This window comes from Nocardia niwae NBRC 108934 = DSM 45340 (assembly GCF_001613465.1).
Taxonomy (GTDB): Bacteria; Actinomycetota; Actinomycetes; order Mycobacteriales; family Mycobacteriaceae; genus Nocardia; species Nocardia niwae.
Genome location: NZ_BDCK01000062.1, coordinates 1 through 20,422 on the forward strand (window position 1 = coordinate 1; position 20,422 = coordinate 20,422).

At 63.5% G+C, this 20,422-nt stretch carries 24 protein-coding genes; 20 read left to right on the forward strand and 4 right to left on the reverse strand.

Annotated features, from left to right (window positions below):
- Positions 1-943 precede the first annotated feature (943 nt).
- Complete coding sequence (locus NNI01S_RS34125) at positions 944-2,122, forward strand: DUF262 domain-containing protein (protein ID WP_169813054.1); 1,179 nt, start codon at positions 944-946, stop codon at positions 2,120-2,122.
- A 61-nt stretch (positions 2,123-2,183) separates the two neighbouring features.
- Positions 2,184-2,720, forward strand: coding sequence for an HD domain-containing protein (locus NNI01S_RS34130; RefSeq protein ID WP_084489466.1), 537 nt, complete (start codon positions 2,184-2,186; stop codon positions 2,718-2,720).
- Positions 2,721-2,724: 4 nt separating this feature from the next.
- On the opposite strand, the gene NNI01S_RS32280 is transcribed toward NNI01S_RS34130, so the two are convergent.
- Entirely contained in the window at positions 2,725-3,195 is a 471-nt protein-coding gene (locus tag NNI01S_RS32280) for an NUDIX hydrolase (protein ID WP_063025239.1), read from the reverse strand.
- Positions 3,192-3,947, reverse strand: a complete 756-nt coding sequence (locus NNI01S_RS32285; RefSeq protein WP_063025240.1) for a helix-turn-helix transcriptional regulator — start codon at positions 3,945-3,947, stop codon at positions 3,192-3,194. The genes NNI01S_RS32280 and NNI01S_RS32285 overlap by 4 nt, the downstream gene beginning before the upstream one ends.
- Before the next feature lie 159 nt (positions 3,948-4,106).
- Here NNI01S_RS32285 and NNI01S_RS32290 point away from each other — a divergent pair, with 159 nt between their 5' ends.
- The 18 genes from NNI01S_RS32290 to NNI01S_RS35090 all read left to right on the forward strand — a co-directional run bounded on the left by NNI01S_RS32290 (position 4,107) and on the right by NNI01S_RS35090 (position 17,393).
- Positions 4,107-4,337, forward strand: coding sequence for a helix-turn-helix domain-containing protein (locus tag NNI01S_RS32290; protein ID WP_063025242.1), 231 nt, complete (start codon positions 4,107-4,109; stop codon positions 4,335-4,337).
- Entirely contained in the window at positions 4,334-4,495 is a 162-nt protein-coding gene (locus tag NNI01S_RS35080) for a hypothetical protein (RefSeq protein WP_157115143.1), read from the forward strand. The genes NNI01S_RS32290 and NNI01S_RS35080 overlap by 4 nt, the downstream gene beginning before the upstream one ends.
- The gene (locus NNI01S_RS35085; RefSeq protein WP_157115144.1) at positions 4,492-4,638 is read left to right on the forward strand and encodes a hypothetical protein; all 147 of its coding nucleotides are present in this window, start codon (positions 4,492-4,494) and stop codon (positions 4,636-4,638) included. The genes NNI01S_RS35080 and NNI01S_RS35085 overlap by 4 nt, the downstream gene beginning before the upstream one ends.
- On the forward strand, positions 4,635-4,976 hold the full coding sequence (locus NNI01S_RS32295) for a hypothetical protein (protein WP_157115145.1): 342 nt from the start codon (positions 4,635-4,637) through the stop codon (positions 4,974-4,976). Before NNI01S_RS35085 ends, NNI01S_RS32295 begins: the two co-directional genes overlap by 4 nt.
- Positions 4,973-5,305, forward strand: coding sequence for a hypothetical protein (locus NNI01S_RS32300; RefSeq protein ID WP_063025246.1), 333 nt, complete (start codon positions 4,973-4,975; stop codon positions 5,303-5,305). Before NNI01S_RS32295 ends, NNI01S_RS32300 begins: the two co-directional genes overlap by 4 nt.
- Positions 5,302-5,712, forward strand: coding sequence for a hypothetical protein (locus NNI01S_RS32305; RefSeq protein ID WP_157115146.1), 411 nt, complete (start codon positions 5,302-5,304; stop codon positions 5,710-5,712). The genes NNI01S_RS32300 and NNI01S_RS32305 overlap by 4 nt, the downstream gene beginning before the upstream one ends.
- Complete coding sequence (locus tag NNI01S_RS32310) at positions 5,709-6,770, forward strand: hypothetical protein (RefSeq protein ID WP_063025250.1); 1,062 nt, start codon at positions 5,709-5,711, stop codon at positions 6,768-6,770. Before NNI01S_RS32305 ends, NNI01S_RS32310 begins: the two co-directional genes overlap by 4 nt.
- Positions 6,767-8,764: a type IV secretory system conjugative DNA transfer family protein gene (locus NNI01S_RS32315; protein WP_157115147.1), complete on the forward strand. Its 1,998-nt coding sequence runs from the start codon at positions 6,767-6,769 to the stop codon at positions 8,762-8,764. The genes NNI01S_RS32310 and NNI01S_RS32315 overlap by 4 nt, the downstream gene beginning before the upstream one ends.
- A 35-nt stretch (positions 8,765-8,799) precedes the next feature.
- Entirely contained in the window at positions 8,800-9,423 is a 624-nt protein-coding gene (locus NNI01S_RS32320; RefSeq protein WP_063025254.1) for a hypothetical protein, read from the forward strand.
- A 23-nt stretch (positions 9,424-9,446) separates the two neighbouring features.
- A complete protein-coding gene (locus tag NNI01S_RS32325; protein WP_063025256.1) occupies positions 9,447-9,812 on the forward strand; it encodes a hypothetical protein in 366 nt (121 codons plus the stop codon).
- Between the two features lie 37 nt (positions 9,813-9,849).
- Positions 9,850-11,646: a hypothetical protein gene (locus tag NNI01S_RS32330; protein WP_063025259.1), complete on the forward strand. Its 1,797-nt coding sequence runs from the start codon at positions 9,850-9,852 to the stop codon at positions 11,644-11,646.
- Between the two features lies 1 nt (position 11,647).
- Positions 11,648-12,067, forward strand: a complete 420-nt coding sequence (locus NNI01S_RS32335) for a hypothetical protein (protein ID WP_063025261.1) — start codon at positions 11,648-11,650, stop codon at positions 12,065-12,067.
- Positions 12,064-12,405 carry a hypothetical protein gene (locus tag NNI01S_RS32340; protein ID WP_157115148.1) on the forward strand — a complete coding sequence of 114 codons (342 nt, stop codon included), beginning with the start codon at positions 12,064-12,066 and terminating at the stop codon, positions 12,403-12,405. The genes NNI01S_RS32335 and NNI01S_RS32340 overlap by 4 nt, the downstream gene beginning before the upstream one ends.
- Before the next feature lie 2 nt (positions 12,406-12,407).
- Entirely contained in the window at positions 12,408-13,445 is a 1,038-nt protein-coding gene (locus NNI01S_RS32345) for a toprim domain-containing protein (RefSeq protein ID WP_063025265.1), read from the forward strand.
- A gap of 28 nt (positions 13,446-13,473) precedes the next feature.
- Complete coding sequence (locus tag NNI01S_RS32350) at positions 13,474-13,881, forward strand: hypothetical protein (RefSeq protein ID WP_157115149.1); 408 nt, start codon at positions 13,474-13,476, stop codon at positions 13,879-13,881.
- A 3-nt stretch (positions 13,882-13,884) separates the two neighbouring features.
- The gene (locus tag NNI01S_RS32355) at positions 13,885-14,805 is read left to right on the forward strand and encodes a DUF2637 domain-containing protein (RefSeq protein WP_157115150.1); all 921 of its coding nucleotides are present in this window, start codon (positions 13,885-13,887) and stop codon (positions 14,803-14,805) included.
- Positions 14,802-14,984, forward strand: a complete 183-nt coding sequence (locus NNI01S_RS32360; RefSeq protein WP_063025271.1) for a hypothetical protein — start codon at positions 14,802-14,804, stop codon at positions 14,982-14,984. Before NNI01S_RS32355 ends, NNI01S_RS32360 begins: the two co-directional genes overlap by 4 nt.
- Before the next feature lie 1,191 nt (positions 14,985-16,175).
- Positions 16,176-17,393, forward strand: coding sequence for an RNA-directed DNA polymerase (locus NNI01S_RS35090; protein WP_157115151.1), 1,218 nt, complete (start codon positions 16,176-16,178; stop codon positions 17,391-17,393).
- 324 nt (positions 17,394-17,717) lie between these two features.
- Here the strand turns inward: NNI01S_RS35090 and NNI01S_RS35095 are convergent, their stop codons facing one another.
- Together NNI01S_RS35095 and NNI01S_RS32365 are read right to left on the reverse strand one after the other, a co-directional pair.
- A complete protein-coding gene (locus tag NNI01S_RS35095; RefSeq protein WP_157115152.1) occupies positions 17,718-18,719 on the reverse strand; it encodes a hypothetical protein in 1,002 nt (333 codons plus the stop codon).
- A 243-nt stretch (positions 18,720-18,962) separates the two neighbouring features.
- Entirely contained in the window at positions 18,963-20,399 is a 1,437-nt protein-coding gene (locus NNI01S_RS32365) for a recombinase family protein (RefSeq protein ID WP_063025273.1), read from the reverse strand.
- Positions 20,400-20,422: the final 23 nt, after the last annotated feature.

The following is a 20,422-nucleotide window of genomic DNA, read 5'->3' on the forward strand; positions in this document are numbered from 1 at the left end:
GGTCGAGTTCCGTAGCGGATTAGCGTCTGCGAAGAAGTAGCTCAGGGTGCCGGGGGGCCTGAGCTGCCGTGTACCCGAAGTTTTCGTGTCGGTGAACCCCTCATTCCGGTAAGAATCTGTGGCGCCCGATGGCTATATCGTAAATTCGACACTCCGGGTCGGATCTCGGCGTTGCAACTGTTCTGCATATCTGCCGCTTGCGTAGGTCAGGATAGTGGTAATGTTGTCGGCGCACTTGAACCAGATTCCATAGCAGTCGCATATTCGACCGCTTTGTATGTGGCGACTCAATTTGTTATAGGGGTTGGGATGACATCGGCCGTTGTTAGTGCTTCGCGGAGTGATCTTGCAACGATGTCGGCGGAAGATTTTGTTAGTCACCACATTCTAGATAGGGTCCCTTGGGTCTTTGGGGATAGAAAATCATATGTCGCTTGGAAAGGTTCGCTTGCGGCGGAGCTGACTGTGGATCCGTATTCGATAATTATTGTGGGAAGTGCAGCTCTCGGCTTCAGTTTGTCGCCCTATAAATCACTGGCGCAATTTCATAGCGGTTCGGATATAGACGTCGCAGTTGTCAGTTCTCACCATTTCGATATCGCATGGCGCTGGCTTCGATCCCTTGGGGATGTGGAAAGTATAGAAGCCGCCGACGTAAAGGACGCTTTGAAGTGGCATCGAAAGAACCTTATTTTTGATGGAACCATAGCCGCGGATCGAATACTGTCGAAGCTCGACTTTTCCCCCCAGTGGACTGCAGCGTTCGCAAAGGCTGCGAACCGAAGTCCGATGCACGGAAGGGTCATAAATGCTCGAATATATCGAGACTTTGAATCATTGCGTTCCTATCAGATAAAAAGTGTCAAGAATGCTCAGCTTAATCTCCTGAGTTCAACTTAAGTAATTCAGTCGGTGGCTAATCATCCCTAGTAAGGGGGCGACGGTGGATCAAAAGTTCCTGGAGTTCACGTCTCAGACTGTTAACTGGTTTTGGCAGCGGGCGACCAGCAATGAAATTGAACTAAGCCCGCCATTCCAGAGAAACCCAGTGTGGCATCAGCATCAGAAGTCGTATCTGATAGACACTATCCTCCGGGGCTACCCGGTGCCTGAGTTGTACCTACAGTTCAATATCAAGGAAGACGGGGGGCAGCATGTCGTAGTGGTTGACGGGCAGCAGCGAATTCGAGCGTGTCTCGAATTTATCGACGGGAAGTTTGCTTTAGAAGGAGAAAACGTAAACCCTTCGCTGTATGGATTGAAATTCGATCAACTTAATCCTGATCACAAGAAGCTGATATGGGGTTACAAGTTCCTAGTGCGAACTCTGCCTGAAATGCCACAGGAGGAGATCAGAGATATATTCGCTAGGCTAAACAGGAATAATGTTGTACTGAACAAACAGGAGTTGCGTCAGGCAACCTACTGGGGTGAGTTCATAACATGCGTCTCAGAGATGGCAAAGCATCGATTCTGGGTTACTTCAGGCCTCTTCACTTCAAATGATATCCGGCGAATGCTCGATATAGAGTATGTTAGCGAGTTGGTTGTAGGATCGATATATGGGCCACAGAATAAGAAATCCAATCTCGACAAGTTTTTCGAGTCCTTCGAGGCCGAGTTCCCCGACCGCGAGTTGGCCGAACTTATTTTTGAAAAAGTACTGGAAGAACTCTCGGCCGTAATCGAATGGCCCAACAGGCTCCGATGGTCGAGAAAAGTCGACTTCTACTCCTTGTTCATAGTTTTAGCAAGCGCGGTGGACGCGCTTCCGCTTGATCGGGATGGCAGGAAGCGCCTTTCTCAGCGTCTAGAGGTGTTTTCTGATGCGGTTACCCAATTGCTTAGGGACCCCGATAATCTAACGTTGCCTTCCCTGCCGAGCGAACTTTGGGCACTTGCGCGGCATTATGCTCGTGGTGTTCGCAATTCGAGCGATCTCGGAAGTCGTCGACTTAGGATTGCTGCGTTAGGTAAATATCTGGATCTTGGACAACACCCGGAGCTTGAGAGCGCAGTTAGCGGCGACGATGGTACCGGCTTTGTTGACCGATTGCCCACGATGGAAGATCTGTACAGCTCTCTTCCGGATGACGACCAGAATGAAGGCGAAGAAGAATGATTCTACAAGCAGCGTTGGGGGTGAGACCTCGGCGCGTGCTCGGACTCGCTAGGTTCGAAGTATGAAGGTCGAGGACTCCGCAGCATGGGCCGAGCGGTTGGCTAGGCACTATCTGGCGCCGCTCCCGCGACGACTCGACCATGTCGCGGGAGTGGTTCGCCAAGCAGCTCTCGCTGCGCCAGTTGCTGACGATCCGGATCTACTTCTTGTGGCGGCATGGCTGCACGACATCGGCTACGCGCCCGAAGTTGCCCGCATCGGCTTTCACCCTGTTGACGGTGCCGAGTTCCTTCGTGATCAGGGTGCAAGTGATCGGTTGTGTGCCCTGGTCGCGAACCATTCATGTGCGTGCGTCGAGGCTCGGCGTCGCGGACTGACCATCGAATGGGACGATGAGGAAACCGCCCTGAGGGACGCGCTTTGGTGGGCAGACATGACCACAACGCCGACAGGTGAGATCACCGATGTTCGTGAGCGGATCGCCGAAGTCCAGGAGCGGTACGGCCTTGATCACGTTGTGTCTCAGTCTGTCGCGGAAGCCGCGCCGCTTCTGCTCTCCGCTGCCGATCGCACCGAGGTTCGAATGGGTTTGCGGTAGCAGCTCACGTGAAGTAGGGCTGTGTTGCGTCGTCGAGGGCCTTGCGAATTCTGAGCTGGATCGACGGATGGATGTCGCGCTGGATTAGTTCGTTGGGCGTCACCCACTCAACCTCTGATGACTCGTCACTCGGGCGAAGTGTGCCGCCGGTGGGTTTGGCGCGGAAGCAGATGGAGAATTCCTGCCGAACCTCGCCGTCCTCGTACGCGATGACGTGACCGGGGTCGGAGAAGACGCCGACGAGCTGGACGACCGCAACCTCGATTCCGGTCTCCTCGCGAACTTCGCGTACGACGGCCTGTGTGACGGTCTCGCCCGCTTCGAGGCCGCCGCCGGGGATCGAGTGCTTGCCATTGTCGGTCCGACGGATGAGCAATATGCGTCCCTCGTCGTCCTGGACTAGGGCGCTCACGGCCACTTTGATGCTGTTCGGTGATGGTGCATCCGGATCGTGGAAGTAGTCGGTTCGAGTCACGCCGACCGCCTGGGATCGGCGTCGTAACTCTCACTCCAGACCTGCTCGAAGCTGGTCGTGTACGTCTCGAAAAGGTCGGCGGCCGGCAACAGCTTGAGGTGCATTGCCGGCGCGTACGCGCCCGGCTGCCCGTACACGTGCATGTTGACGATCATCTCGTTGTCGAACCTGAAAATCGAGTTGTAGAGCGTGGTTCGGTGGTAGCGGATTTCGACACCGTCAATCGCCGACAGCGGTTCGATGAGGGCCAGGGCATTGCGAATCCTCGCTGGCACGGTTCCGGCGGCCAGCCGTTCTTCGGCGCTTCGCTTAGTCGCTTCGTCCTCATCGGGATCACCGAACAGCATGCGTACTTTCAGGCCGTCGCGGGTCTTCTGCCTGATCGTCCTAGCGAAGGATGGTTCTTCCGCGAGGAACAGGCCTGCCAGAACGAGCACGTCGACTCGTTCTGTCGCTTGTGCGAGCAGGCGTGTCCACACGTCGAGGGGGATCGAGTTCCGGTGCGGATACACCTGGATCAATTCTGACTGTGCCATCTCGATCCGGCGCTCCGCGGGCAGCGCATCCGGCCATAGGTAGTTCTCCGTTTCGCGCACCATCGACGCGACCTTATGGCGGTGGCGGGGATAGGGTATGCGGCCCTTCGTGATCCATCGTTCGACGGTCTTCTCGTCGACGCCGGTCGCTTCCGCCACTTCGGCGAAATCCAAGCCATTGCGTAGCAGTGCTTCTCGGAGCCTGTCGTTCGGCATCGTAACCCCCTTGGGACGACTAGGGACGTCTTCACTGTACAGGAGACGTTCTCTCGACGTCCACCCCTGTGGTCGCCAGCTACTGATTACGTCTGTCGATTTCCCGAAAAGTGAGGAATTGCAACGCATTTCCCTTACTTCTCGAAGGAGTGATCGACCGTGTCGCACAAGACGTTCGGTGATGTCAGCGGGTCCGACGCCCGCCGACTGATCAGCCTCAAGACAGCGGCCAACTTGGTCGACGTCGACGCGAAGACGATCCGCAATTGGATCGCCGCAGGACACCTCCGTGGCTTCCGGATCAACGGCCACTTGCTGCGAGTCAACCACGCCGAGCTGCTGGCGCTGGTTCAGCCGGTGCTCGCGCCCGTACCGGAGGACGTGGCATGAGCGCCACGAAGAAGGCTGCGGACCAGCAGCCGAACGAGGCCGAGCGCCTGGCGGAGTACGTCGCCGAGATTGTCGCCACGGCGCCGCCTATCTCGTCCGATGCGCGTGCGCGTCTGGCAGCCGTCTTGGGCGGCAGCGCCGATCGGAGGGCGGCGTGATGCGCTCCTTCGGCTTGACCCTGGCCGCGGTGGCGGTGGGCTACACGGTGCTGACGGCGCCGGGGGTTGTGGGCTTCGTCCTGATGGTGTCCGGTGCGATCTGGTTCTGGCAGGCACGGCGCCGCTGGGGGGTGCGGCGATGAGCACTCAGTGGAGGTCGGACCCGCCTGTTCAGGGGTACACGGTCACCCATTTCGACCGCCGCGGCGGACACAACCCGCTGCATTCGATGGCTGGTCCGGAGTTCACCGGCACGAGCGCGGTGTTCGCCCCGCTGGGTCTGCTGCCGCCGATGGTGCAGGTGGCCGCGCTGGGTGTGCTGCTGCTCATCGGAATGGGCGGCTGCACCGCGGCGTGGATCGATCATCAGGACTACGAGCCGTCGCCGAACATCTGCCGCCCGCTCGACGCAGGGATTCCCCCGGAACCGGCGGGGTCGTGTGTGCCGCGTTCGCAGCTGCCCGAGGAGGTGGCGCGGTGAGCGCGCCGGACCGTCGCCGCGTGCGTGCCGAGTTGGAGGCGGAGAAAGCCCGGTTGGACCTCGTTCATGACGTGCTGACCGACATGGTGTTCACCGCTGCCGACGTGTCGGAGGCGAAAGGCTACCGCGACAGCGACTTCGAGATGTCGAGGACGCAGCACGTCGGTGAGCATCAGGCGCAGGTTCACGCCGAGCGAACTGCGGTGTGGGACCGGTTGCTCGACTACCGCCACGATCCGGCGTTGGCGGCGAAGATCCGCGCTCAGATCGCAGCTGATCGGGACCGTGCGCGGCGGGAGCGTTCCCGCGGGATCGAGCGGTCGCGATGAGCAGGTTTCACGATCCGGATGGCAAGCGGTTCGGTGTCCCGACATGGCCGTGGGGTTTGGCGCCGCAGCATCTGCGGGCTCGCCGCCAGCTCGCCCGGGAGGGCAAGAGCCCTGGCGGTGAGTACGAGGCGCAGGTGCTGCGTGCTCGGGGTGGGTCGCGGGGGCCGCTGAAGGCGCACCTGTACGACGCGGAATCAGCAGTGCCGAAACGGATTTCAAGCGAGGCGCAGCTGGAGGCATTGCAGCTGGCGCGGTGGACGCGCTCGGCGATGGCCGCGGAGCGGCGAGGGGTGGATGCGACGGAGATGCGCGAGTTCATCGCGCAGGCCCACGCCGATATCGCTGAGCGCCGCCGCACGGTCGGTCACAGCCGCAACTCACGGCAGGGAAGGGAGCGAACCCGATGAACCACAAGAGGAAGGGCGGCGACCGCTACACCGCGCTGGAGCGTCGCCACCGTGCCCAGATCGTCGGCGGGCTGCGTGATCAGGGCATGTCCTACCGGCAGATCGGCGAGCAGCTGGGTCTTTCGCTGGCTCAGGTCGAGTCGTGCCTGGGTGAGGCGACCCGGCTGCGTGAGCAGGGGCTGACGAAGCAGGAGGTCGCCGAGGAGATCGGCATCCCGTATGGGTCGTTGGGCCGGGTGCTGGCCGTGCAGGGCAGTAAGGGCCTGTCGGCTCAGCAGGATGCGGCGCTGGCCGCGCTGGTCGACATGCACGGGATGCAGGTCGATGTCTTGGCCGAGTTCATGAGCTTCAGCAGCCTCAGCAGCGCCTACTACCTCGCGGACGCTTTGCTGAAGCGGCGGATGGTGCATCCGCTGCTGGCAGTGCAGCGCGGCCGGGCGTGGGTGTACCCGAGGCGTGAGGTGGCCGAGCGGTACCTGGGATGGCGGCCTAAGGACTGGAAGCCGCCGCTGATGTACGCCAACCACTACCGCGCCGTCGCGCAGGCGCGGGTGATGCTGGTCGGTTCAGACCCGCAGCTGTGGGTGTCGGAGCGCGTGCTGCGCCGCCGCGCCGAAGTCGCTGCCGCGGAATCGAAGTCCGGGCACGTGGTGTTCAGCGACAGCCGGACCCCGCGCAAGGGACGCCCGCACGTGCATGACGGGCGGTTCCTCGGCGAGGTCGGCGGTCAGCACGGCTGGTGGGCGCTGGAGATCGAGCTGAGCGCCAAGGACCGCGTCCACATGGACACCGCGCTTGCGGGCGCGATCCGCGCTGCACGCGACAGCGAGGACGAGGCCGTGATGGGCCTGCTCTACCTGTGCCGTTCCCAGCGTGTCATCAACACCGTCAATGCCGCCTACCAGCGGCTTCCCCGCGAACTCGCCGCCGTCGAGCTGCTGTTCGCGATCGGTGACTTCGACGAGGAGTGGAGCCAGTTCCTCACCCGCCGAAACCAGGGCCGCGCCGCCCGCAAGACCCGGCGCCCGAACCTTCTCCTCACTCAGGAAGCGTCATGAGCAACTGCCAGCCGATCATCACTCCCGAGGACTGCCACCCCAACGGCAGCGCACAAGTCCCCCTGACCGGACAGCCAGATGCGCCCCCGGTGGAGCCGGGCGCCGGTAGTGGCCCGCTGGTGCCGCAGGCGCCGCCGATCCGTCACGTCGAAGGCTGGGATCTGCCGACGCTGGATGTGTCCGCGGTCGGTGACGCGGCCTCGACCGCGACGGTGTGCGGTGTCGTGATCGTGGCGATGCTGGTCATGATCGTCGCGGTCGCGGCGCGGTGGCCGTTGGCGCCGCACCGGTTGCGCAACTTCGCGATCGGGTCGTTGCTGCTGCCCGCGGCCTCGGCGATGGCCGGCGGATCGTGGATCACTCCCGCCTCCCTGTTGTGGTCGGGTGCGGCGCGGGTCGCCGACGGCGACCTGGGTGGGCTGCGCACGATGGTGGTGCTTGGTGCCCCGGTGGCCGCGCTGGCGGCGACGTACTGGTGGGCGTCGTTCGTGCACAAGACCAACACGGTCGGGTTGAAGAACCTGGGCCGCACCGAGCGGGTGCAGGCGGCGCTGGCCGCACGGCAGTTCGCCGGGGCCGCTCGGGCGGCGCGGTCGGTTGGTGTGCCGTTCACCACAACGGACGGGATCGTGCTGGGGCCGCTGGCGGACCGACGTTCGGCGCACCCTCTCGGTTTGTGGTCGGAGCTGACCGCGCGGCATCAGGCGTGGATGGTGGTGCCGCACAAGGAAGCGCGCCGCCAGATGGCCGCGTTCGGCACAACCGGTTCGGGCAAGACGGAGCTGATCAAGCGGTACGCGGTCGGGATGCTCGAATACGAGTGGAACGCCTGGCAGTGGTGGAAGGACGTGCCCGGCATGCGGGGCAAGCACCCACGCCCGCTGCTGGTGGTCGTGTCCTGCAAGGGCGGCAACGACGACAAAGTGTTGGGCCACGAGCTGCGCGAGATCGCCCAGCGCCGCGGCATCGCCGCCGACCGCATCGCCGAAGTTCCCCACGGCGCCCGCCTGAACGTGTGGGCGATGCGTGCCCGCGACCAGCGCGCCGTGCTCGGCGACATGCTCAACGCCGGACAGGCGTCGACGTCGGAAGGCCAGCACTTTGACGAGCTGCGCCGCCGCATCGTCTCCCTCGTCGTCGACGCCCCGGCCGGGCCGCCCCGGTCGAGCCGGGAGTTTCTGGAGCGGCTGAATCCGGAGAAGCTGCTGGATCTGTGGGGCAACGCCCCGGACGTGAAGCGGATGGTCGAAGCCCTCCAGTCGGAGAAGGTCGACCAGCTCGCCGACATGCTGATCAAGGCATCCAACCTGTTCGACAGCCTCCAGGGTGAGGACGGGCGGATGGTGTTCGACGGCGGCGTCGACCTCGACGACCTCGACGTGCTGTATGTGACCGTGCCGGGCCTGGACAAGGACGCCGCCCGCGCCCAGGTCGCCGCCATCCTGCGGATGTTGATGCAGCGTGCGGCCCGCACCGCCAAGGACCAGCGTCGCAGCGTCACCCTGATCATCGACGAGCTGAGCGCGCTCACCACCGGCCAGGGCTCGATCGGGCTGGAAGAGGTGTGCGAGCGGGGCCGCTCCCAAGGCGTGAGCGTGCTGTTCGCCGCCCAGAGTCCCGAGGGTGTCGCCGGGGATCAGTGGGCGCTGGACCGGATCTTGAAGTCGTGTGCGGGTGGGGTGCTGCTCGGCTACGTCGAGAACGCCGGAGAGCTGTGCAAGCACTTCGGGTCGGTGCGGCACATGCTGCCGTCGCGGCACCTGATCAAGGGCCAGCGCACCGGCGACGAGGGTCAGGTGTCGGTCGGTGAGAAGTGGCTGGTCGATCCCGACCGTGTCCGCCAGTTCGACACCGGCCAGTTCGTCTACGCCAAGGCCGGACGCGCGCAGTTCGGGCACGTCGTGCCTGTCGACCTCGCCATCGTGCGCCCCCTGCCCGGCACCACCAGCGCCGATCCCGAGGCCGACCCCGTCACCGCCGACGCGACCGCCTGACCCCCTATTTCTCCGACCGATTGAAAGGCAACCCCATGCGCATCATCCGACCCCACGACGACAACGACGACAACGAGGGCCAACGGCGGCCCGACCCCGTCCCGACACCGACCGATCCCGCGATCGCTGGCGAACTGTTCGCCGACGAAGTCGAGGACTGGCTGGCGGGTATCGCCGACCTCGACACCGCCCCGACTGTGACACCTGCACAGACCGAACGACCCGCCGCCGACACCAGGCCGGTGCGCCGGGCGGGGCTGAGCGTCGTTCCCGATCTCGACGACGAATCCGAGGCACAGGCCGCCGCCGTGGTGGCGCCGGTTCCGGCGCGGTCACGGGCGCAGACCGCGCGGCGCACCGCGGCAGCTTCCGCTGTTGTGGTCGGCGCGGCAGTGACCGTCGGATGGGGTGAGGGGCCGCTGGTGGTCGGTCCGCTGGCTGTCTACGGCGGCGCGTGGGTGGCCTACCTGTGGTGGAACGCCGCCCACCGCCCGCCTCTGCCGCAGGCCATCGGCACCGTCACCGCCGGTATCAGCCACGCCGTCGCGGCCGTCGCGACCGCCATCTTCGGGCTGCTTCGCGCCCTGGTCGAGCGCGTCGACCGCGCCCGCACCCAGCACGAGAACAACCGCACCACCACGATCGCCCCCACCCAGTAGCCAACCACAAGGGAGGAAAACCGTTGAGCACCAACCGAATCCCCGATGACGCGATCCGCACCGCGCCGGTTGATCTGTACGAGCGCCTGCACAACGTCGACGACCGGCTGTTCCAGCTGCGCCGCGAAGTCAGCGAGATCCGGCGCGAGTACGCCGCCCTGCGCCGCCACCCCGATGCGTTGGCGGTCGACAACCTCGGCGATCCGATCGACCCCGTCGACGCCGCGCTCGGCGCGGAAACCGCGCTGGCGATGGCGGACGAGAAGTTGGACGCCGCCGACATCTGGCTGTCTCGTGCCCGCGGCCGGTACGCGACCCGTCTCAAGCTCACCGACGCCGCCGCCGACGAACTCGACCGCCGACGCGACCGCGTCGAGCGGACCCGTTGAACACCGAAAACATCTACTACCGAGAGGAATTCACGCAATGACCGACCGTAGCCCGGAAGACGAGATGATCGCCGAAGCCCGCAAGTTCGCGCGATCGCTGCCGGAACTGACCCGCCTGCACGCCCAGGCCCGCAACTTTCTGGAGCGCCGCAAGATCCGCAAGGAGATCAGCCGCACGCTGCGTGAGCAGCGCCGCGAAGCCGAGGTGATGCGCAAGCACCAGCTGACCTGGACCGGCCAGGCAATCGACCGCTACCGCGTACACGTCCAAACCGTCGCTGAGCGCGCGAACGACCCGCGCGTGGACCATGACCGGCGCGCCCGCGACGCTCACGCCCTGGCCGAGCACCGCAACCGCCTGGCCCGCGGCTTCATCGGCAACGAGCACCTGACCCGCACCGAGCAGGGCATAGCCCTCGACGGGTTGGACTCGGCGACGATCTTCCCCCACTTCAAGGTCGGCAACCTCTTCGCCAAAGCGCATAAGGTCCGCGGCATCGACGCACTGCGCTACCGCGCCCACGTCGCTCGTGAGACGGTCAACGCCCGCCAGCGCGCCCAGGCAGAGCGTGAGCAGGGCTGGCAGCAAAGCCTGGACGCCGCGCGCCGCGCCAACGCCGAGGAGTCGCTGCTCGCACGGATCGACGCCGCCCAACCCCACCGCCACCGCTACACCGCGGGAATGACGTGGACAGACCCGGACGGCGGGAAGCTCACCGAATCCCGCTCGTTCGCCACCGAGCACGCCGCCACCAGCTGGTTGCAGCGCAACATCAGCGGCACGTCGTGGGCGGACGGCACCACCCTGGAGGTCGAGACCCGCGACACCCTCAACGCCGCGAAGCAATACGCCGACTACGGGCGCCCCGAGACCGTCGCCGGGCAGCTCGCCGACCGCGAGTCGGTGTTGCGGGAGCGGACGTTGTCCGGGCAGGTTCACCGCGAGCAGGCCGAGCAGGTCGAGCGGGCCCCGCGGCAGCGTGGGACCACCGACCGTGAACGCCCGCCCGAAACCGCCGGTGTTGACCGGTTGGCGCAGGTGGAGCGCCAGTTGAACGACATGGCCGCCGACCGGGACCGGCTCGAAAGCCGGGTCGGGATGTTGCAACGCGGCCTGGATTCGGTCACCGCCGACCGCGACGAGATCCGCCGCAAACTCGATTCGGCCGAGGGACACATCGAGGCGCTGAAGAACCGCAACCTGCGCCTGTCCGCGGAGATCGGTGAATTGCGGGACCGGCCGGGTGTCGAGCAGCTGACCGCTGAGCGCGACCAGCTGCGTGGCGAACGCGACGAGGCGGTGGCGAAGCTCGCCGAGCGCACACCGACCCATGAGCGGTTCGGCAGCCCCGAACGCCGAGCCGAGCAGGCTCGCCAGGCCGCGCGGTCCGAGCGGACCCCGGCCGACCAGCGGCTGGGCAGCCCTGGACCGCAGGCGGGACGGGATCGGTTCGGCGGTGGCCTGTCTCAGGAGATCGCCGACGCCACTGCGGTTTTCGAGGCCGGGCGCAAAGCCTCTGAGCGGGACCTGGTCGAGCATGTGCTGGATCATGCGCGCGAGGCTGCCCGCGCTCATCAGGAGCGCTACGGCAACCGCCAGCACGGCAACGGCAACGGCGTAGAGCAGGAGCAACCGAACCCGACCCTGGATGAGCTTCGCAACTCGGTACAGCCGGGCAACGACACCGGCGAGCCCGGGCCGGTAGGCAAGCGCGCCAGCTACCTGCGCGACCTCACCGGCGCCGGCCGCGAGCAGGCCGGTCCGGACACCCAGTCCTGGCCACGGCCGAAGCGGAACGGCAACGGCCGCAACGGTATCGAGAGGAGCCGTTGACATGCAGCGCGAGCACGAGGAAGCAATGCGCGTCGAGTTCGCCCGCTACACCCAGCTGGGTGAGGACATGTACCGGCCGGACGCCACCGACGCCGACCGCGACCGGATCACCGCCCAGCTTCGCGAGACCGATCAGCGGTGGAGCGAAGGGCCGCACGCCGAGCACTGGAGCTACCTGACCGACGCCTACGAGGACTGGCGGCAGGCACCCGACACCATGTTCCGGTTCCTCGACAACATCGACCACAACGGAGGCGAAGGAGTCACCGGCCTCCAGCACCGCAGTCTGCGCCAGGCCGGGCAACTGGCCGGTCGAGATAGCGAGAAAGTCCGCGACGCCGCCCGCCGCTACATCGACCGCGCCACATCCGGGCAGTCCACACCCCGATCGGGCGGCCGTCAGATCGAGCGGGGGCGGTGAGCATGCACATCGAGCACGAAGAGGCGATGCGCGAAGCGTTCGCCGAGGTCGACCGGCTGTCGCGGCTGAGGGACCGGCCGGGCGCCAGCGAGGCAGAGATCCACAGCCTCTACACCCAGCAAGAAGCCCTCGACCACGCGTGGCGCAACGGGCCGCATCCGGGGGAGTGGAAGTACCTCAACGACGTGCACGACCTGTGGTCGCGCTCGCCCAGGGCCGTGCGGCGGATGCTGTCGTTGCCAGGCGCGGATTCGTTGGACGAGGTGCAGCGGCGCAGTATCGAGCAGGCCCGCATCCTCACCGCCGCCGAGCGGCCCGAGATCGAGCGGGGCCGGTGACGATGACCAAACCGACACCGCAGCAGGGCCGTTCGTACGATGTCGTCACCGCGGCGTTGATCCGCCGCGTAGGTCCGGCCAAGTGGCCACGCGAGCCGCAGCAGTGGACGAACTACCTGTGCCCGGTGCATGAGGGCGACGGTCACCACCACAACCCCAGCCTGGGTGTGCGGTATGACCCGCGGCAGGGCAAGACGATGGTGCGCTGCTGGGCCCGCTGCGACGACCAGGACGTGCTCGACCGCATCGGGTTGCGGGTGCGCGATCTGTGGGATCGGCTGCCGGAGCGCACCAACCAGCAGAGTTCCGCTCGTCGGCCCTACGCGGTCGGCGGGCGGCCCGCCCGCCCGGTGAACGTGGCTTCCCCGGTCGAGAAAGCCATTCTGGCGGCCCGGTTCCCGCTACCCGCCAAGCGGGATCTGGGTGCCCAGATCGGGGAGCCCGAGGCGGTGGACACCTACGTCTACCGGTGGCCCAACGGTCGCGTCGAAGGCGCGGTGGTGCGGCTGCACACCCCGCACGAGCACGGGCACGCCAAGAGCTTCTACCAACGGCGATGGACCGGAACCGAGTGGGTGAACACCGGTTTCGCTCCGCTGCCGTGGCAGCTCGCCGACGTGCGCGAAGCGCTCGACACTGGGCGCGAGTTGTACGTGTGCGAGGGCGAGAAGGACGTGCAACGAGCCCGCCAGGCCGGGCAGCTGGCGACGTGCAACGCGATGGGCGCGGGGAAGTGGACCGACGACCACGCGCGCTGGCTGCGTGGCGCTGGCCGGGTGATCGTGGTCGCCGACCGCGACCGGCCCGGCTACCGCCACGCCGCCCAGGTCGCCGAATCCCTCGCCGAGCGCGTCGGCGAAGTCCGGGTGATGCAGGCCCGCGACGGCAAGGACCTCTGCGACCACCTCGACGCCGGACACGACCTCGATGAGCTGGAACCGGTCGCCTACCTCGACCGACCCCGATCCCAGCGCAGCATCCATGACCTGCACACCACACCGACCAGCCGCGACCGGGCCGACCGTGCCCGGATCCGCTGAACACCGCAACAGGAAGGACCCATTCACCATGAGCAGCAACACCTTCGGACAGCGTTTCCGCCGTGCCGCCCGCCCCGCGTCGGCGTTCACCAAGACCAGCAAGCCCGGAACCACCGTCTACGGCCGCATCGTCGCCGCCGTCGAGGAACCCAAGCTGAAGTTCGGCGGCGCACCCGGCGAGGTCAAACTCGACGAAGACGGCCAGCCGGTCATGCAGACCGTCGTCACCCTCGACACCGGCGCCGGACCGCGCAACCTGTACGTGTCCTGGCGCATGGAACAGGCCATCGGACTGGCGCTGGAGAACGCCGGCAGTGAGGACTTCGAGATCGGTGCGACCCTGTCGGTCACCTACACCGGACCCGACCCCGAGTACTCGCGGGCGCGGCTGTTCACCGCCGTCTACACCCCCGCCGCCGCGAGCAAGGGTGCGTGAGCCGTGACCGGACTCAGCTCCGGTGCGGACGCGGTGCGCAGCAGCGATCCTGCTGCGCACCGCAGCGCACCAGACGATGCACAGGCCGGTGCACGGACCCGCGAGCAGGTGTCGGCGATCCGGTTCTTCTGGGGTGAATTGCTGTTGGTCGCGGCGATGTCGATCGCGGGCAACCTCGTTCACGCATGGATCAACGCACCGGACGGCAAGCAGCCGGTCGCGGCGTTCGTCGCCAGTTTCCCGCCGATCGCGTTGCTCGCAGCAACCCACGGCGTCGGACTGCTGGTCCGCGCCCAGAACAAGGCACGCCTGGCCTACTGGGCTGTTGTCGCACTTACCGCCGCCATCGCGGTGGGCGCGTTCCGGCTGTCGTTCGACGCCCTGCGGGAGCTGTCGATTCAGGTCGGGATGAGCGAACACCTGGCATGGCTGTTCCCGCTCATCATCGACGGCGCCATCGGACAGGCCACCGTCGCCCTGCTCGTGCTCGCACGCACCGACCACACCAGCACCGAACCGACGGTGCGCACCGAGCCCGAACCAGCGCACCGGCCCGAGCCGGTACGCACCGTGTCGGTGCGTGAGATCCACACCGAGACCCGGTCGACCTCGACCGAACTCACCGCGCAACAGGCGCACCCGGAGCTGCGCACCGCCGAACAGCCCGCGATCGAATCCCCTCCGCACCACACACCGGCACACGGTGCGGAGGTCGACCGGTGGGCGCAGGTGGCCGAGTTACTGTGCAGCGCTGACCCGTCCGGGCGGCGTGACCCGGAGAAGGTGACCGAGATCCTGCGCCTGCGTCACGAACAGAACTGGTCGCACGCGCGCATCGCCGGACACGTCAGCCTCAGCTCGTCCTCGGTGACCCGCACCCTCACCGCGGCCCAGGAACACCTCCAGGAAGGAGCCCGCCAGTGACCAGCGTGGTCAACGTCCGACTGTCCGGCGATGCCGACGCCGTCGCTGCGGTGACCGCGATGCTCACCGCCGCCGGATTCGACCTCCGGCTCGGCGAACGCACCTATCCCAACCGTGGCGGGTTCGGCATCGGCGCCTACGGCGAAATCGCCACCAGCATCAAAAACGGCGGCACGTAGCCAGCCGAGCAGCAGCACCGACAACCGCATACGAGCAGGCCCCACTGGCGATGCCAGTGGGGCCTCCTCGTTGTCTCAAGGGCCGAAACCTGATCCGGATCTGATTCGGACCTGATCCGGACCTGATCCGATTTTGATACGACTCCGAGTCCGATCAGAATCGGATCAGGGCAGAAGAAAAACATGGGCTGAGCTGGGGTGTTTGGCGTCGTCTCCCTCCCCACCCGGCCGACACTCTCTATGGCTTCGCTGTTCATAGAGAGTGTCGGCCGGGTGGGGAGGGAGCCAACACCAAACATTGGGGAGGAAAGGGAGAGGGACCACAATGAAGGGAGGACCACAAAGAAGTCTGGGTGGGTGGTTGCGTCAGGTGCGGAAGTTGCGTCTAGGGCTGCGCCACCTACGGTGGCGTGTTCGCGCGACAGGGCGCGCTCAGTGCGGGACGGGAGTCGAGAGCGCGGGCGGCGGTACAGGGCGAGCGAGTTCGCCGACGGGCCGGTGGCGTGACGCGCGTGCAGTACGTTGCCGTGCGGGGAATGGACCACAAGAGGGGGCCAGGGCGGATGCCCCAGCGGGTTGATCCCTTCGGATCAAACGAGAGCCGTTGTCTGCGGGCATGGTCGCCAGCGTCAAGTTCTGCTACGGAAACGCCGCACGTCATCAGCGTCTGATGCGTGTTGATCTGCGGATACGTCCTGTGCAGCAGAAATTTCGGTCAGGGGCGATCCATAGCGTTGATGCGAATGGTGTCGTTCGGCGTGGCGGGTAGATGCTGTTCTACGCCACACCAGCTCAACCGGTTGCGCCAATCGCCCACCGATGCAACATTATTCGAAGATTTGGTGAAGTTTCGACTACTGTATCCGAGTGGACACTGTCAGCGCACTCGAAAAGGGCTATCTTCCGAAGGAGCTGCCACCTTGCTTCTCGTCAGAAAAGTTCGCGAAGAAAATAAGTTCTATTACCAAACCACCGGATAGAGATTGGGTTTATCCTGTGCGGTTCAGTATCTCTCGTGCAGGCGGTGTCCGGAGGTCTGTGGAAATACCAAATCCCTTCAGTCAATTCTTCATCGCCGCTGAGTGTGCCGCAAACTGGGAGACTCTTCGGCGTATAACAGGGCGGAGCCAGATTTCCTTGAGTCGCCCCTTGCGAGGAGGGACGGATCGGTCCCTGCGATACCGTACGCCAATGGAAAGATGGGGGCGCGAACTCATCGCAAGAATGCCGGGTGGTCGCGTGACGCTAAAGACGGATATCAGTCAATTCTATCCGTCGATTTATACTCATGCTGTGGATTGGAGTATACGCGGAAAGCTACAGGCGAAGAAGAACCTTAAGGGCAAAGGTCTGGGGCCGAACCTGGACAGACTTCTCCGTAATTCCCGGGGGGGACAAACGATCGGTCTATCGGTTGGTCCCGACACCTCTTGGTTAGTTGCCGAGGTCGTCCTTGCGCGAATTGATGCAGCGCTCGCAGGTAAGTTTCCCGCTGCCGTTCGTCGCACCGCTCGATTTGGCGATGACATGACCGTCTACGCGTCATCTATCGGTGAAGCCGAGGAAATACTCGCTACCTATCAGATGTTACTGCTTGAGTACGAACTCGCCATCAATCCTGTTAAAGTGTCCATCGTGGATGGCCTCATGCCCGTTGAGGCTTCATGGGTTCGGAAGCTTAGAGCCCACCAGTACAGGGATGATAGAGATTATAATCTTACCGGTGATGTAATCGACATGTTCGATGTTGCTTTCGAGGAGAGGGCACGACATCCGACTCAGGGTATTTTGAGTTATGCTATCAAACGGTGCGATCCGTTTCCCGCAGGCGTGGATAGCTGGCCGGTATATCGCGATTTGGTCCTAGCTTCAGTTGGAGTAGAACCCAGTACGCTCCCACATGCATACGCTGTCCTTGAGTTCGCATATAGGCATGGGTTGCTCGTAGACAAAACGCGAGTTTCGGAAATCCTGAATGAACTAATTGTGGATCATGCAAAACTTGGTCATGGGTTCGAGACTTGCTGGATATTATACATTATCCGTTCGCTTGCCCTCGACCTGGATTCGCACTCCGCGCGTGCAGTCTCGCACATGGACGATAATTGCTCACTCATACTCCTTCGAGACCTTTGCGAAAAATCTCCGCGTCTGGAGCGCGACGTTTCTTTCGAATCCGCAGTGAAACGAGCGGAGCGAAGCGGTGCGCTCAGCTCCAACGACTGGCTCATGGCCTACGAGTACCGGCACAATGGTTGGTGTAGGCCGAACAAGTGGGATGGTCAGGCTGCTTGGAGGGATCTTCATCGAGCAGGTGTCGGTTTCTTCCTGAAGACTTCTCAGTCATCTCGCCGCGTGCTGCGCCGAAGAAAACCGAGATTCGTGTCGTCCTGGGTGTATGGTCCCTAACTGTTTCCCGCCTACCATGCGTGTCGAGCACCCTGCGATCTAGCGCATGACAACAGTAACGTCGTGTCGAATGTCTACCAGAGAAGCGATCAGTGGTAGCGATCGACAGCGGGGTATTTGTCGGTGCGGATGCCTCGCCGACTGGGAAGGCGTAGTTCGTCTCCGGGCTGTCCTCTCCGCATTTGAGAGGCGGGCAAGACAACTGTACAGAACACCTTCGGTACTCTTAATCGGCAAGGTAGGAACGCAAAGCAGGTCGCGGTGCAGCCCGGCAACGCGGCCGAAGGGTTGCGCGGACTATACGCCAGTTGTGCTGATATCCGCCTATCCCAACAAGAATGCCCTGTTGCGGTTCTCTCCCCATACCACCCGATGGACACCCTTTTCGACTGATACATCTTCCATTCTGGGTTCGAATATGCGATAATTAGCTTTCGCTCTCCGAACCGAGTCAGAGGTTGGGAATTGGATATCAATCTCCGTCCAGGCGGATTGAGCGACTTCTTCAAAAATGTCATCGGAAACATGCGTATTGCCGGTGATGTTTATTACGTCAGGGCCTGAAACGAAGATGCCAGCTTTTCTGACTTCTACACCGAATCCATTCGAATCGGATGGGCCGGAAAAGTGGGTTACCTCCGGTTGTATTTTGAATTCTTGACCCAAACTTGTCCTGAGGAAGCAAGACCATTTATGTCTAGGCAGTAGAATTCTACTCCTGGTATCCGCGTCGAAAAACACCTGACTTTCGAAACTGAGTCTTCTAACTGTCTTCTTCTCGCCTGAAAGTTGGACGGTATCGTTGCTAAAATATATAACCGTAGGTTGGATAATTTCCAATCGTGGCACCGAGGCGGATGTTCGCAGGATTGAGAGTAGTTCACTTCGTGTTGCAGTGCGAGTGCGAGTGCCTGAGCGCCAGGGCACTTCTGTAGTCGCGATTCCGGTGCTTCCAGTCCTAACCAAGTAAGGCGCTCGATCGGTCTCGAAGTAGAGACAGATGACACGTCCATGATCAGTGGTGATACTAATCACGCTGAGATCTGGCGTAGTTTCGTGGGCGAAAACGCTTTGAGCTTGAGCCCACCAATTGGCTGGATCAGTGCCATCTACTTCAACTACGCGTTTCGCCCGCTCATCCAATCCAATTATCCAGAGGATGGGCTCGCCTCGTGCCGCATTGGCCATTCCCGCGATCTTTCGTGCAGCTCTTTCGGGTGGAAGCCATTCGGATTTAGCCTCGACATAGTCATCCTCCACTTGCCCTCCGCTTGCCACATGATTGACGATGTCGATAACCCGAGCTTCCACCTGAACCCTCAGCATGCACGCACTTTACGCTCGCGGCTGCGCTCATCCCTGCCGAGCCGGTCCACAGCCGGTTGGTGAAGAGGTGCGTGAGGAGTCTAGTCGCGGCGTCGGCGGGCTCGACGCATAGGTCTGGAACCGTCCGGTGATGCCGCTCCAAGGCGGGGATTACGCCGGGTGCCGCTCGGCGACTTCTTAGCGGATGCAAAGCGCCGAACGTGCAGGGAGTGACCTGCCGGATACCTCAAGGTCGTCGGGCTCTTACTTCGGGCTGATGCGAACGGAATCAAGATCAAACGTCTTCCGCCCGCGCGGTGCCGAATACAAGCGAACCTCGCACAAGAGCTCGATCACCGCGCGGCGGGCGGCGAGGTCTGCCTCGTTGAAGGCATCGACTGGCGAAGGAGCGCGCAGGATCGCGGATGCAGCTGTGCCAGCCGTGAGGCCGATTCGCTCGGTTTCCAGTGCTGCGATGTTGTCTTCGGTCTCTTGTTTGATTTCGGCAAACAACCCGCCGTCGATCAGCTCCGCCTTATAGTCGGCGCGTGCTCGTTTGAGTCGATCACGTTCTGTCTGTTCTGCTCGGACAAGCGTTTCGACCCGGTCGTCGTCCTGCTGGATGAGTAGATCAGCGAGGTCCGGCTGGGCGAGTCTCCGTTCAACGAACTGCAACACGAAGCTGTCGACCATGCTTCGAACTCGCATGATGTGCCCTGCGCAGCGGTATCGGGGTCCGTGCGCTCGGACGGGCGAGTCACAGATACCGCAGAGGTAGAGGCCGGACCCAAGGTGTTTGCGTTCGGTACCGGCTCGATTGGACTTTCGCCGCGGGTCGTCCAGTCTGCGTTGCACATCCAGCCAGACCCCGTCCGGCACTATGGCTTCCCACATGCCGCGCACCGGTGCCCCGGTCTCGTCACGAACTATTTCCCCATCGAGCATGCTCCAGCCTGCGTACCGCGGGTTTCGGAGTATCGAGATGACAGATGTTGGATTCCATGGTCGGCCGCTACGTGTTGGCAGCTGCGGCACAGACTTTGGAAGATCCTGGATCATCGTTCTGTCACCCACTGCACGAACGGTCGGCTCGGCGCCGGATAGTGCAGCGGCTATTGCTTTCAGCGATGATCCATTTGCAAAGGCTTGATACACCGCCCGGACCGCTTCGGACTCGTCCGGTACCAGCTCGCCGTCGAGGGTGTACCCAGTGGCGCGGACGCCCCGGGGAGGTCGGCCCTTGGCGGCACGCTGTCGTTGGGCACGGCTTTGTCGCGCACCCTTCCGTTCCATCTCGGCCCGTGCGACCGCTGCCTTGATGCGGGCGTACATCCGGCCGCCGTCGGTTTGCAGGTCAGCCTCGCCGTTGGCGGTAACGAGCCGAAGCCCTTGCGTTTCAGCGGCATCGATCCAGTCCTCGAGCTGGCGAGGTTGGCGCGTAAGCCTGTCGAGGTCCCAGGTAATCAGGGCGTTGAACCGGCCGGCCTTGTAGTCCTCGACCATCTGGTCATAGGCGGGCCGGTTCTTGGCCTTGTTGTACGCGGAGATGCTGTTGTCCGTGTACGTTTCGATGACAGTCCATCCCCTGGACATGGCGATTGCCTCGCAGTCCTCGCGCTGGCGCTCGACAGCGAGCCCTTCGCCGGTTTGGTCGAGGCTCACCCGGAGGTAGATCGCTGCGCGGACAGGAACGATCGGCATGACGTGATTCTACTGCGGAACTC